The sequence below is a fragment of the Kitasatospora xanthocidica genome, from assembly GCF_014656195.1.
GTDB classification, from domain to species: Bacteria; Actinomycetota; Actinomycetes; order Streptomycetales; family Streptomycetaceae; genus Kitasatospora; species Kitasatospora xanthocidica.
This window is the reverse complement of record NZ_BNBY01000006.1, coordinates 216,999-229,654: the sequence shown is the minus strand read 5'-3', so window position 1 is coordinate 229,654 and position 12,656 is coordinate 216,999. Positions and strand designations below refer to the sequence as shown.

Annotated in this window: 9 protein-coding genes; 2 read left to right on the top strand and 7 right to left on the bottom strand. The window is 72.4% G+C overall.

Annotated elements, in window-relative coordinates:
• Nucleotides 1-16: 16 nt before the first annotated feature.
• Nucleotides 17-1,231, bottom strand: coding sequence for a cytochrome P450 (locus IE332_RS13405; RefSeq protein ID WP_189916045.1), 1,215 nt, complete (start codon nucleotides 1,229-1,231; stop codon nucleotides 17-19).
• A 73-nt stretch (nucleotides 1,232-1,304) separates the two neighbouring features.
• Nucleotides 1,305-2,045, bottom strand: coding sequence for an SIR2 family NAD-dependent protein deacylase (locus IE332_RS13400; RefSeq protein ID WP_189916044.1), 741 nt, complete (start codon nucleotides 2,043-2,045; stop codon nucleotides 1,305-1,307).
• Nucleotides 2,046-2,207: 162 nt separating this feature from the next.
• Between IE332_RS13400 and IE332_RS13395 the strand changes: the two genes are divergently transcribed.
• Nucleotides 2,208-3,272, top strand: coding sequence for an ATP-binding protein (locus IE332_RS13395; RefSeq protein WP_189916043.1), 1,065 nt, complete (start codon nucleotides 2,208-2,210; stop codon nucleotides 3,270-3,272).
• Nucleotides 3,269-5,059: a vWA domain-containing protein gene (locus IE332_RS13390; protein WP_189916042.1), complete on the top strand. Its 1,791-nt coding sequence runs from the start codon at nucleotides 3,269-3,271 to the stop codon at nucleotides 5,057-5,059. The genes IE332_RS13395 and IE332_RS13390 overlap by 4 nt, the downstream gene beginning before the upstream one ends.
• Nucleotides 5,060-5,091: 32 nt before the next feature.
• On the opposite strand, the gene IE332_RS13385 is transcribed toward IE332_RS13390, so the two are convergent.
• The 5 genes from IE332_RS13385 to IE332_RS13365 all read right to left on the bottom strand — a co-directional run bounded on the left by IE332_RS13385 (nucleotide 5,092) and on the right by IE332_RS13365 (nucleotide 12,586).
• Complete coding sequence (locus tag IE332_RS13385) at nucleotides 5,092-5,700, bottom strand: hypothetical protein (protein ID WP_189916041.1); 609 nt, start codon at nucleotides 5,698-5,700, stop codon at nucleotides 5,092-5,094.
• A gap of 143 nt (nucleotides 5,701-5,843) precedes the next feature.
• Nucleotides 5,844-6,524: a response regulator gene (locus tag IE332_RS13380; protein WP_189916040.1), complete on the bottom strand. Its 681-nt coding sequence runs from the start codon at nucleotides 6,522-6,524 to the stop codon at nucleotides 5,844-5,846.
• Entirely contained in the window at nucleotides 6,521-7,708 is a 1,188-nt protein-coding gene (locus tag IE332_RS40905; RefSeq protein WP_229928570.1) for a sensor histidine kinase, read from the bottom strand. Before IE332_RS40905 ends, IE332_RS13380 begins: the two co-directional genes overlap by 4 nt.
• 82 nt (nucleotides 7,709-7,790) lie before the next feature.
• Complete coding sequence (locus IE332_RS13370) at nucleotides 7,791-8,465, bottom strand: DUF4097 family beta strand repeat-containing protein (protein ID WP_189916039.1); 675 nt, start codon at nucleotides 8,463-8,465, stop codon at nucleotides 7,791-7,793.
• A gap of 227 nt (nucleotides 8,466-8,692) precedes the next feature.
• Nucleotides 8,693-12,586, bottom strand: a complete 3,894-nt coding sequence (locus tag IE332_RS13365) for a DNA-directed RNA polymerase subunit beta' (RefSeq protein ID WP_189916038.1) — start codon at nucleotides 12,584-12,586, stop codon at nucleotides 8,693-8,695.
• Nucleotides 12,587-12,656: the final 70 nt, after the last annotated feature.

The window sequence follows — 12,656 nt, the reverse complement described above, 5'->3', positions numbered from 1 at the left end:
TTCCCCCCTCTTCCGGTTACAGCTCGACCCGCAGTTCCTTGAGCCCGCGGATCACGTAGCCCGGGTTCCACTCGGGCTCGCGGACCAGCCGCAGGCCCGGGGCCCGGCGCAGCAGGGTGCCGTAGGACTCGGTGAGCTCCAGTCTGGCGAGCGGGGCGCCCAGACAGAAGTGGATTCCGGCGCCGAAGGTGATGTGCGGGTTGTCGGTGCGGGCGAGGTCGAGCCGGTCGGGGTCGGTGAAGCGCTCGGGGTCGCGGTTGGCGGAGCCGAAGAGCAGGGCGATCTCGGAGCCGCGCGGGATGGTGACGCCGCGGACCTCGATGTCCTCCAGCACCCAGCGCTCGAACATCTGCAGCGGGGTGTCCCAGCGCATCAGTTCCTCGATCGCGGTGGGCAGCAGCTCGTCCACCGAGCCGCGCAGCCGGGCGAGTTCCCCGGGGTTGCGGAACAGCGCCCACCAGCCGTTGCCGGTGGTGTTGACGGTCGCCTCGTGGCCGGCGTTGAGCAGCAGCACGCAGGTGGAGACCATCTCCTGCTCGCTGAGCGCGTCGGCGCCCTCCTGGGCCTGGATGAGCGCGCTGATCAGGTCGTCGCCCGGGTCCGTCCGGCGCTCGCGGATCAGGGCGCGCAGGTAGTCGGAGAACTCGGTGCTCGCGGTGACGGCCCGGCGGGCGGTCTCCTCGCTCGGGTTGAGCTCGAACATCCCGGTGATGTCGGCGGACCAGGGCCGCAGCAGGTGGCGGTCGCTCTCCGGGACCCCGAGCATCTCGGCGATCACGGCGACGGGCAGCGGCTCGGCGACGGTGGCGATCAGGTCGCCGCCGCCGGCCGCGAGCAGCTCGTCGACGAGCTCTCCGGCCAGGCGGCGGACGGTCGGGCGCAGGCCTTCGACCATGCGCGGGGTGAAGGCCTTGGAGACGAGCCGGCGGATCCGGGTGTGGTCGGGCGCCTCCAGGTCGAGCAGCCCGTGGTCGTTCAGGGTGTGGAAGGGCTCGTACGCCGGGTCGGGCTCGGGGCGGCCGAACTCGGCGTGGCTGAAGCGGTGGGTGTAGGTGCGGCCGAGCCGTCGGTCGCGCAGCAGCGCGCTGACGTCCTCGTGGCGCGAGACGAGCCACTGGTCCGTCGGCTCGAAGTACGTCACCGGCGCGTGTTCGCGCAGCTCGGCGTACGCGTCGTACGGGTGGGCCACGAACTCCGCCGACCAGGGGTCGAACTTCGCCGTCGTCGTCATCGCTCGATCACTCCAGGCCGTGGGGGGACGCCGGGACGATCATCGTATGCGTGCGGTACGTCCGTAAAGGCCCTTACGCCCCTTCCGCGACCAGCCTCCGCACCAGCTCGGGCAGCGCCCGCGAGATCGGCTCCCGGATCACCTCGTCCGCGGCCCCGTCGAACGGCGTCGGCTCGCCGTTCACCACCACCAGCCGGGCCCCGGCCTCCAGCGCGATCTGCGGCAGCGAGGCCACCGGGTAGACCTGGAGACTGGTGCCCACCGCGATGAACAGGTCACAGGCCTTGGCGATCGCGTCGGCCTGCTGGAGCACCACCGGGTCCAGCGCCTCCCCGAACATCACCGTCCGCGGCCGTAGGATCCCCCCGCACTCCCGGCACGCCGGATCCGGCTCCCCGGCCTCGACCCGCGCCAGCGCCTCCGCCATCGGCCCGGTCACCCGGCAGCCCACGCACTGCACCTCCGTGGCGGTGCCGTGCAGTTCGAGCACCTTGCGGGCGGGCAGCCCGGAACGCCGGTGCAGCCCGTCCACGTTCTGGGTCAGCACCCGGACCGGCAGCCCGGAACGCTCCAGGTCGACCAGCGCCCGGTGCCCCGCGTTCGGCTCGGCCGCGAGCGCGCCCGCCTCCCCGCGCATCACCCAGGCCCTGCGGCGCACCTCCGGGTCCGCCAGGTAGGGGCCGATGGTGACCATCCGCTGCGCCGACGGGTCCTGCTGCCAAAGGCCTTTCGGGCCGCGGTAGTCGGGGATGCCGGAGTCGGTGGAGATGCCCGCGCCGGTGAGCACGGCGATCAGTGGACGCTTGGCGTTCATACCCGGGACGGTACGGCCGCCGGCCCGCCCCCGGCCACCGAAAATCCGGGCGCGCCCCACCGCCGGAATCCGGGTGCGCCCCCACCGCCGGAAATCCGGGTGCGCCCCGCCGACTCCCGCCGCACACTGGGCCGGTCGACCGCCGTACCGCGAAGGAGCCCCGTGCAGGGAGCAGTCAGCGTCTCGCCCTCCCAGATCCCCGAGCTGCTGCTCGGACTGGCCACCGTACGCCCGGTGTTCCTCTGGGGCGCCCCCGGGATCGGCAAGTCCTCCCTGGTCAGGGCGTTCGCCGAGTCGCTCGGCCTGGAGTGCGTGAGCCTGGTCGGCACCCAGCTCGCCCCGGAGGACCTGATCGGCGTCCCGCAGCTCACCCCGGACGGCCGCTCCCGGTTCTGCCCGCCCGAGCAGATCGCCCGCGACGAGCCGTACTGCCTCTTCCTGGACGAGCTCAACGCGGCCTCGCCGGACGTCCAGAAGGCCTTCTACTCGCTGATCCTGGACCGCCGGATCGGCTCGTACGAGCTGCCGCCCGGCTCCATCGTGATCGGCGCCGGCAACCGCGCCACCGACGGCGCGCTCGCCCGCCCGATGGCCTCCGCGCTGGTCAACCGCATGATCCACGTCCATCTGCGGGCCAGCGCCGAGGACTGGCTGCGCTGGGCGGCCGGCGCCGGGATCCACCCCTGGGTCCTCGACCACCTCACCGACCGGCCCGACCACCTGTGGTCCGCCCCGCCCAAGACCGAGGAGCCGTTCTCCACCCCGCGCGCCTGGCACATGCTCTCCGACGCGCTGCACTCCTTCGGGCCCACCCTGGACGAGGCGACCCTCAAGGTCCTCTCGTACGGCCTGCTCACCGCGCAGCACGCGGTCGCCTTCTGCGGCTACGCGAAGATCGTCCGCAACTCGTACGGCCTGGAGGCGATCCTCAAGGGCGACGCCCGCTGGCCGCACCGGCCGGAGGACCGCGACCTGCTCTACTACCTGGCCGACTCCTTCCGCGGCCGGCTGGTCAAGGAGCTGCCCGCGAGCAAGGAGCACGCCTCCGGGGCTCAGCGGCAGACCGCCTTCCGGGCCAAGTCGCTGCTGGTGCAGCTGGCCGAGATCTCGGTGGAGGTCGCCCAGACGGTGATCGCCGACGGCTCGGACGGCAACCCGGTGCTGCCCTCCTGGTTCCTGATCGAAGCGGCCCGGGACATGCCCCGGCTGGTCGAGGCCCGCCGGTGAAGCCCGCGGCCGCGAAGAAGCCCGACCCGGGCGCCGAGGTCTTCGCCGAGGGCGTCCGGCTGCTGCGCCGCAACCCGGCCTTCGCCGCCCTGCCCGTCGACGTCTGCCGCACCGAGAAGTGCGAGCTCGCCCCGCCGGGCGGCTGGGCGGTGGTGGACTCCGACGGCACCCTGCACGTCAACCCGCGCCGCCGGGCCGAGCCCGAGGAGTGGGCCTGGGTGCTCGCCCACGGCCTGCTGCACCTCGGCTTCGGCCACGTCCCGGCCGCCCGCGGCACCCGGGAGCAGCCGGACGACCACACGGCCGCCGCCCGCTGCGCGGTGGTCAACCGCTTCCTCGCCACCTTCCCGGTCGGCCGCGCCCCGGTCGTCCTCCCGCAGGAGTACCCCGGCGGCGACGAGGAGGAGCTGGCCGTCCGCTGGCGCCGCGACGGCCTGCCGCCGCCCGACGTCGCGGGGACGGCCGGCACCGCCGACCGCGACCAGCTGCTGGTCGAGTGGCACGGCCGCGGCCGCGACCCCAAGGACTGGGAGACCGCCTTCGCGGCGGCGCTCACCCGCGCCATGTCCACCGCGATGGACCGGGCCGGCGGCCGGTTCGACGAGGAGACCGGCGAACGGCTGCCGGAGCGGCCCTGGACCAGGGCGCTCAACTGGTTCGTCTCCTCGTACCCGCTGCTCGGCGGCATCGCGGCCGGGCTCACCCTCGTGGCCGACGCCGAACTCGCCCGCGCCCACGGCATCTCCGTCGCCGCCGTCAACGCCGAGGCCGGAGAGGTCTACGTCAACCCGCTGCGCCGGTACACCGACGAGGAGTGGCGGTTCATCCTCGGCCACGAGATGCTGCACGCCGCCCTGCGGCACGGCGAGCGCCGCGGCGGGCGGGACCCGTTCCTGTTCAACGTCGCCGCCGACTACGTCATCAACGGCTGGCTGCTGGAGATGGGCGTCGGCGAGATGCCCGAGGGCCTGCTGCACGACCCGCAGCTGAAGGGCCTGTCGGCCGAGGAGGTGTACGACCGGATCGTCCGCGACGAGCGCCGGATCCGCCGCCTCGCCACCCTGGCCGGGAAGAACCGGCCGGACATCCTCGGCGCCCCGCTGGACCGCGGCCCGCGCGACTACGTGGACCTCGACGACTTCTACCGCCGCGGCCTCCAGCAGGGCTTCGAGCTGCACCAGCGCGGACGCGGCCTGCTCCCGGCCGGGCTGGTCGAGGAGATCCGGGCACTGGCCCACCCGCCGCTGCCGTGGGACGCGCGACTGGCGCGCTGGTTCGACGAGTTCGTGCCGCGGCCGGAGCCGGTGCGCAGCTACTCCCGCCCGGCCCGCCGGCAGGCCGCGACCCCGGACATCCCGCGGGCCGGCCGCCACCACCCCGAGGAGGAGGTGCCCCGCTGCACCTTCGGCGTCGTCCTGGACACCTCCGGCTCGATGAGCCGGCCCCTGCTCGGCAAGGCGCTCGGCGCGATCGCCTCCTACGCCGCCGCCCGGGACGTCCCGGCCGCCCGGGTGGTGTACTGCGACGCCGCCCCGCACGACGCCGGGTACCTCCCGCCCGACGAGATCGCCGGTCGGGTCCGGGTGCGCGGACGCGGCGGCACCGTGCTGCAGCCGGGCGTCGACCTGCTGGAGCGGGCGGAGGACTTCCCGCCCGGGGCGCCCGTCCTGGTGATCACCGACGGCGAGTGCGACGTGCTGCGGGTGCGCCGCGAGCACGCCTTCCTCGTCCCCCGCGGCTCCGGGCTGCCGTTCACCCCGCGGGGGCCGGTCTTCCGGATGAGCTAGGCCAGGAGTTGGGCCAGGAGTTGGGCCATGAGTTAGGCCGGCACCGGCCGGGGCCCGGCGCCGAGCCGGACCAGCGGGCTCAGCGCCACCAGGTAGCAGGCGGCGGCCAGCGGGATCAGGGCCAGATCGGCGGCCGAGGCGACGGTGCCGACCAGCATCAGCACCGGGCTCCACCAGCGCAGGGTCCGGGCGGCGCCCACCGACGCGGCGACCAGCAGCGCCAGCAGGCCGACGTAGAACAGCAGCGGGCCGACCTGGTACACCGCCGGCAGCACGCCCGGGACGCCCTGCACCCGGTCGAACAGCCGCGACTGCTCGGCCTTGTCCGCCGCCGCCAGGCCGACCACCAGGTCGATCCCGATCTGCGCCAGCGAGCAGAGCAGCCCCGCGAAGGCCGTGCCCAGCGCCGCCCCGGCCGCGATCCGCCCGGCCGTGCCGCGCGGGGCGAGCCGTCGGCGCAGCGCGAGGAAGACCGGGGCGAAGAGCAGCAGCCCGGCGAACATCGCGGTGTGCCCGGCCGTCCAGCCGAGTCCCGGCTCGCGGGAGCCCGGCACCAGGCGGATGCCGCCGTAGAGGGCCATCAGTGCCGGGGCGCCGACGACGGCGTACGCGGTGAGGCGGCTGGGCTGGGTGGCGTTCATCTGCGGTCTCCTGCGGTGTCCGTGGTCCGTTCCGACACCGCACAGCCTGTCCGCCGGCCCCCTCGTCCCGGATCGCCCGCACCGGTGAACTCCCCGGCTCCCCCGCACGAGGGAGCCCGCGGCGGGGCCGGCGGCGGAGCCCGTCAGGACTCCCCCGCCACCACCGCCCCCGCCTCGTACGCGAACACCACCGCGTGCACCCGGTCCCGCAGCCCGAGCTTGCTCAGCACATTGCTGACGTGCGTCTTCACCGTGTGCTCGCTGACCACCAGTTCGGCCGCGATCTCCGCGTTGGACAGCCCGCGGGCGATCAGCCGCAGCGTCTCCTGCTCGCGCAGGGTCAGCTGTTCCAGCAGCTTGGACGGCGGCCGCACCGCCCGATCCGGCGACCCCGGACGGCGGGCGGCGAACTCGCCGATCAGCCGCCTGGTCACCGAGGGCGCGAGCAGCGCCTCCCCGGAGGCGACCATCCGCACCCCGTGCGCCAGGTCGTCCCGCCGGACGTCCTTGAGCAGGAAGCCGCTGGCGCCCGCGTAGAGCGCGTCGAAGACGTAGTCGTCGATGTCGAAGGTGGTCAGCATGATCACCTTGGTGGACGGGAACTCCGCGCACACCCGGCGGGCCGCCTCCAGCCCGTCCATCACCGGCATCCGGACGTCCAGCAGCAGCACGTCCGGGCCGTGCGCGCGCACCGCCTCGACCGCCTCGGCGCCGTCGGCCGCCTCGGCCACCACCTCGATGTCCGGCTGCGCGTCCAGGATCATCCCGAACCCGGCCCGCACCAGCTCCTGGTCGTCCGCGACGACCACCCGAATCGGCGTCATCCGCCCACTCCCTCCACCTTTGCGCCCGCTCCCAGCGGCAGCCGGGCGCTCACCAGGAATCCCCTGCCCGCCGGTCCCGGACCGGCCTCGGCCCGTCCGCCGCAGGCCGCCGCCCGCTCCCGGATGCCGACCAGCCCGCGCCCGCCGGACCAGCCGACCACCGTACGGTCGGCCGCCGGCGGCACCCCGCGGCCGTTGTCGGAGACCACGACCTCCAGCACCTCCCCGGTCCGCCGCACCCGGATCGCCACCCGGTCGGCCCCGGCGTGCTTGATCGTGTTGGTCAGCGCCTCCTGCACGATCCGGTACGCCGCCGCCTGCACGTCGGCGGCCAACCCGCCCCGCTCCTCCGGGAGTTCGAGCTCCACCCGCAGGCCGGCTCCGCGCACCCGCTCGGCCACGTCGGCGAGTTCGGCCAGCCGGGGCTGCGGCGCCAGCTCGCGGCCCGCCTCCGGGTCCTTCAACACCCCGAGTACGCGCCGCAGTTGGACCATGGCGTCGCGGCCGGCGTCGGCGATGGTGTCGAACGCGCGGATCGCCCGGTCGGGGTCGTTGCGCACCACCACCGGCCCGGCCTCGGCCTGGATCACCATCAGCGAGACCGCGTGCGCCAGGATGTCGTGCATCTCCCGGGCGATCCTGGCCCGCTCCTCCGCCACCGCCCTGGCCGCCTCGCTGGCCGCCCGTTCACCGGTCTCCCTGGCCCGTTCCGCCTGCACCCGGGCCAGCTGCCGCTGGGCGCGCACCAGTGAGCCGAACACGAAGGTGCCGACGGAGGTGACCAGGCTGAAGAACGCGCCGTTCGGCGAGTGGGTGCCGAGGACGTTGCCGGCCACCACCACCGCCAGCACGCTCCACCGCGCCCGGTCCGAGGACCGCTCGGCCACCGTGTAGAAGGCGATCACCCCGGACAGCGGCACCTGGGGGTTCGCCGAGTGCGCCACGACCGAGATCACCAGGGACGGCACCGTCGCCAGCACCAGCACCGTCAGCGGCCGGCTACGGCGCCAGGGCAGCGGCAGCGCGGTCGCCACCGCGAGCACGCAGACCCACCACGGCCAGGCCGTCTCGTCGTGGTACACCGACCAGACCGCGACCCCCGCCGCGGCCACCGCCAGCAGCGAGTCCGGCACGTACGGACTCAGCCCGGCCGGCCAGTTCGGCCGGCCCGACGCGTGCTCCACCCCGGTACCTCCCCCGTAACCGGGGACGCCGCCCCCGCGGAGAAGATCATGCCCTACCGGCAGGACCTCCGGAACGGCCCGGTCATCCACCGGTGACCGTCACACCGCCGGACTCCGCCCGGGCGGTGATGCCGCGCGCCGCACCCGGCTGCGAGGGGATGCCGACGTCCACCCCGCCGGACGACGCGTGCGCGTCCACCGTGTACGCCTCCCCGGCCGGCACCCGCACGTGCACGCCGCCGTTGGTCGTCCGCGCCTCCACCTTCGACGGCGCGGCGGCGAAGTCGGCCTTCACCCCGCCGTTCACCGCGCTCAGCCTCACCTGGGCCGAGGTCAGCCCGCCGGCCTCGACGCCGCCGTTCGTCACGGCGGCCTCCGCGTCGCCGGCCAGCCCGGCCAGCTTGATGCCGCCGTTGGTCTCCTTCACCCGCACCTTGGTCCCGGCCGGCACCCGCACGGTGTACCCGATCCCGCAGGAGTCGCAGTCGTACGTCAGCCGGAGCACGCCGTCCTTCACCTCGTGGGTGCTCTTCGGCTCGGCGCCCTTGTAGTTCTGCTTCTCGACCACGTGCACGGTGTCGCCGCCGCCGGTCACCTCGACGCCGCCGTTCTCCCCCTCGACCACCAGCTCGGTGATCCGGTCGGCCACCCCGTAGCTGAGGGTCCGGTGTTCCTGGTCGTCCCCGATCGGCAGGCAGGCCGACATCCCGGCCAGCACCCCCGCCGTGATCGCCATCGCGCCCAGCACCCGCTTCATCCCCGGCCCCCTTCGAAAGCCCGTCATCCGACACCCGGAAGCCTCCCCCGCCCCGGCGCCTCCCCGCCTCCCTCCCCGGAGCGGTTCCGGCCCCTCCCCCGTACGGGTGAGCCACCCGGACGCCCGCCCCCGGGAACGCCTCCAGGAACACCCTGGAACGCCCCCGGGAACGCCGCAGGGCGGCCACCCCGTGAAGGGTGACCGCCCTGCGATCAGTGAAGCGAGACTCAGCCGGTGTACGGGCCGTAGTCGTAGTCGTCCAGCGGGACCGCCTGGCCGGAGCCGGCGCCGAAGGGCGACAGGTCGTAGTCGTCGTAGCCGACGGCCGAGTACATCGCGGCCTTGGCCTCCTCGGTCGGCTCGACCCGGATGTTGCGGTAGCGGGGCAGACCCGTACCGGCCGGGATGAGCTTACCGAGGATGACGTTCTCCTTGAGGCCCAGCAGCGGGTCCGACTTGGCGTGGATCGCCGCGTCGGTGAGGACCCGGGTCGTCTCCTGGAAGGAGGCGGCCGACAGCCAGGACTCGGTGGCCAGCGAGGCCTTGGTGATACCCATCAGCTGCGGACGACCGGAGGCGGGGTGACCGCCCTCGGCGACCACACGACGGTTCTCGGTCTCGAAGCGGCCGCGCTCGACGAGCTCGCCCGGGAGCAACTCGGCGTCGCCCGACTCGATGATCGTCACGCGGCGGAGCATCTGCCGGATGATGATCTCGATGTGCTTGTCGTGGATCGACACACCCTGCGAGTTGTAGACCTTCTGGACCTCGGCGACCAGGTGGACCTGGACGGCACGCTGGCCCATGATGCGCAGGACGTCGTGCGGGTTGGTGGCACCCATGGTCAGCTTCTGGCCGACCTCGACCGCCTCGCCCTCGCTGACCAGCAGCTTCACACGCTTCGAGACCGGGTAGGCGATCTCGTCGGTGCCGTCGTCCGGGGTGATGACGATCTTGCGGGTCTTCTCGGTGTCCTCGATCCGCGCCCGGCCGGTGGCCTCCGAGATCGGGGCCACACCCTTGGGGGTACGGGCCTCGAAGAGCTCGACGACACGCGGCAGACCCTGGGTGATGTCGTCACCGGCCACACCACCGGTGTGGAAGGTACGCATCGTCAGCTGGGTGCCGGGCTCACCGATGGACTGGGCGGCGATGATGCCGACCGCCTCACCGATGTCGACCAGCTTGCCGGTGGCCAGCGAGCGCCCGTAGCACATGGCGCAGGTGCCGACGGCCGACTCACAGGTCAGGATCGAGCGGGTCTTGACCTCGCCGATGCCGTGGCGGATCAGCTCGTCGATCAGCACGTCACCGAGGTCGGTGTTGGCGGTGGCCAGCAGCTTGCCGTCGACGGTGATGTCCTCGGCGAGCATGCGGGCGTACACGCTGGTCTCGACGTCGTCGGCCTTGCGCAGCACGCCGTCGGCGCCCACGGAACCGATCGACAGCTTCAGGCCGCGCTCGGTGCCGCAGTCCTCCTCGCGAATGATGACGTCCTGGGAGACGTCGACCAGACGACGGGTGAGGTAGCCGGAGTCGGCGGTACGGAGGGCGGTGTCGGCCAGACCCTTACGGGCACCGTGGGTGGAGATGAAGTACTCCAGCACGGTGAGACCCTCACGGAACGACGCCTTGATGGGTCGCGGGATGGTCTCGTTCTTGGCGTTCGACACCAGACCACGCATACCGGCGATCTGGCGCATCTGCATCATGTTTCCGCGAGCGCCCGAGTCGACCATCATGAAGATGGGGTTCGTCTTCGGGAAGTTCACGTTCATGGCCTCGGCGACCTCGTTGGTCGCCTGGGTCCAGATGCCGATGAGCTCCTGCTTGCGCTCGTCGTTGGTGATCAGGCCGCGCTCGTACTGGCGCTGGACCTTCTCCGCCTTCGCCTCGTAGCCCTCGAGGATCTGGGGCTTGTTCGGCGGGACGACGACGTCGGAGATCGAGACGGTGACACCCGAGCGGGTCGACCAGTGGAAGCCGGCCGCCTTCAGGTTGTCCAGGGTCGCCGCGACGACGACCTTGGGGTAGCGCTCCGCCAGGTCGTTGACGATCGCGGAGAGCTGCTTCTTGCCCACCTCGTAGTCGACGAACGGGTAGTCCTCGGGCAGCAGCTCGTTGAAGAGCGCGCGGCCCAGGGTGGTGGTCAGGCGGAAGGGCTCGCCCTCGTACCAGGCCTGCTGGCCGTCCTCGTCGATCGGGACGGCCCAGCCGCGCGGCGGGACGGTGCCGGCCGGGAGGCGCAGCTCGATCGGGGCCTGGACGTCCAGCTCGCGGGCGTCGAAGGCCATGACCGCCTCGGCGGTGGAGGAGAAGGAGCGGCCACCGCCCTTGACCTCCTCGCGGTCCGAGGTGAGGAAGAACAGACCGAGCACCATGTCCTGGGTCGGCATGGTGACGGGGCGACCGTCGGCCGGCTTCAGGATGTTGTTCGAGGACAGCATCAGGATGCGGGCCTCGGCCTGCGCCTCCGCGGAGAGCGGCAGGTGGACGGCCATCTGGTCACCGTCGAAGTCCGCGTTGAACGCGGTGCAGACGAGCGGGTGGATCTGGATGGCCTTGCCCTCGACCAGCTGCGGCTCGAAGGCCTGGATGCCGAGGCGGTGCAGGGTGGGCGCACGGTTCAGCAGGACCGGGTGCTCGGCGATGACCTCTTCGAGCACGTCCCACACGACCGGACGGGCACGCTCGACCATGCGCTTGGCCGACTTGATGTTCTGCGCGTGGTTCAGGTCGACCAGGCGCTTCATCACGAACGGCTTGAAGAGCTCCAGCGCCATGGCCTTCGGCAGACCGCACTGGTGCAGCTTGAGCTGCGGGCCGACGACGATGACCGAACGGGCCGAGTAGTCGACTCGCTTGCCGAGCAGGTTCTGACGGAAACGACCCTGCTTGCCCTTCAGCATGTCGCTGAGGGACTTCAGCGGGCGGTTGCCCGGGCCGGTGACCGGACGGCCGCGGCGGCCGTTGTCGAACAGCGCGTCGACGGCCTCCTGGAGCATGCGCTTCTCGTTGTTCACGATGATCTCGGGGGCACCGAGGTCGAGGAGGCGCTTCAGGCGGTTGTTGCGGTTGATCACGCGGCGGTACAGGTCGTTCAGGTCGGAGGTCGCGAAGCGGCCACCGTCCAGCTGCACCATCGGACGCAGGTCCGGCGGGATGACCGGGACGCAGTCCAGCACCATGCCGTTGGGCTTGTTGGTGGTCTGCAGGAACGCGGAGACGACCTTGAGGCGCTTCAGCGCACGGGTCTTCTTCTGGCCCTTGCCGGTGCGGATGATCTCGCGCAGGCGCTCGGACTCCTCCGCCAGGTCGAAGTTCTCGAGGCGGTCCTTGAGGGCCGCCGCGCCCATCGAGCCGGAGAAGTAGGTGCCGAAGCGGTCGCGCAGCTCGCGGTAGAGCAGCTCGTCGCCCTCGAGGTCCTGGACCTTGAGGTTCTTGAAGCGGGCCCACACCTCGTCGAGGCGGTCGAGCTCGCGCTGCGCGCGGTCGCGCAGCTGCTTCATCTCGCGCTCGGCACCCTCGCGCACCTTGCGGCGCACGTCGGCCTTGGCGCCCTCGGCCTCCAGCTCGGCCAGGTCGGTCTCGGCCTTCTTGGCGCGGCCTTCGAGGTCGGAGTCGCGGCGGTTCTCGATCTGCTGGCGCTCGACCGAGACGTGCGCCTCCAGGGACGGCAGGTCGCGCTGGCGGCGCTCGTCGTCGACCCAGGTGATCATGTAGGCGGCGAAGTAGATGACCTTCTCGAGGTCCTTCGGCGCCAGGTCCAGCAGGTAGCCCAGGCGGGACGGGACACCCTTGAAGTACCAGATGTGGGTGACCGGGGCGGCCAGCTCGATGTGGCCCATCCGCTCGCGGCGCACCTTGGCGCGGGTCACCTCGACGCCGCAGCGCTCACAGATGATGCCCTTGAAGCGGACGCGCTTGTACTTGCCGCAGTAGCACTCCCAGTCCCGGGTGGGGCCGAAGATCTTCTCGCAGAAGAGCCCGTCCTTTTCCGGCTTCAGGGTGCGGTAGTTGATGGTCTCCGGCTTCTTGACCTCGCCGTGCGACCACTGGCGGATGTCGTCGGCGGTGGCCAGGCCGATGCGGAGCTCGTCGAAGAAGTTGACGTCAAGCACTGGTCGTCAAGCCCTCTTTCGTAAGTCGAGAGTCGTTCATGTGGTCTGAGGGGGGCCTGGGGGCGGGCCG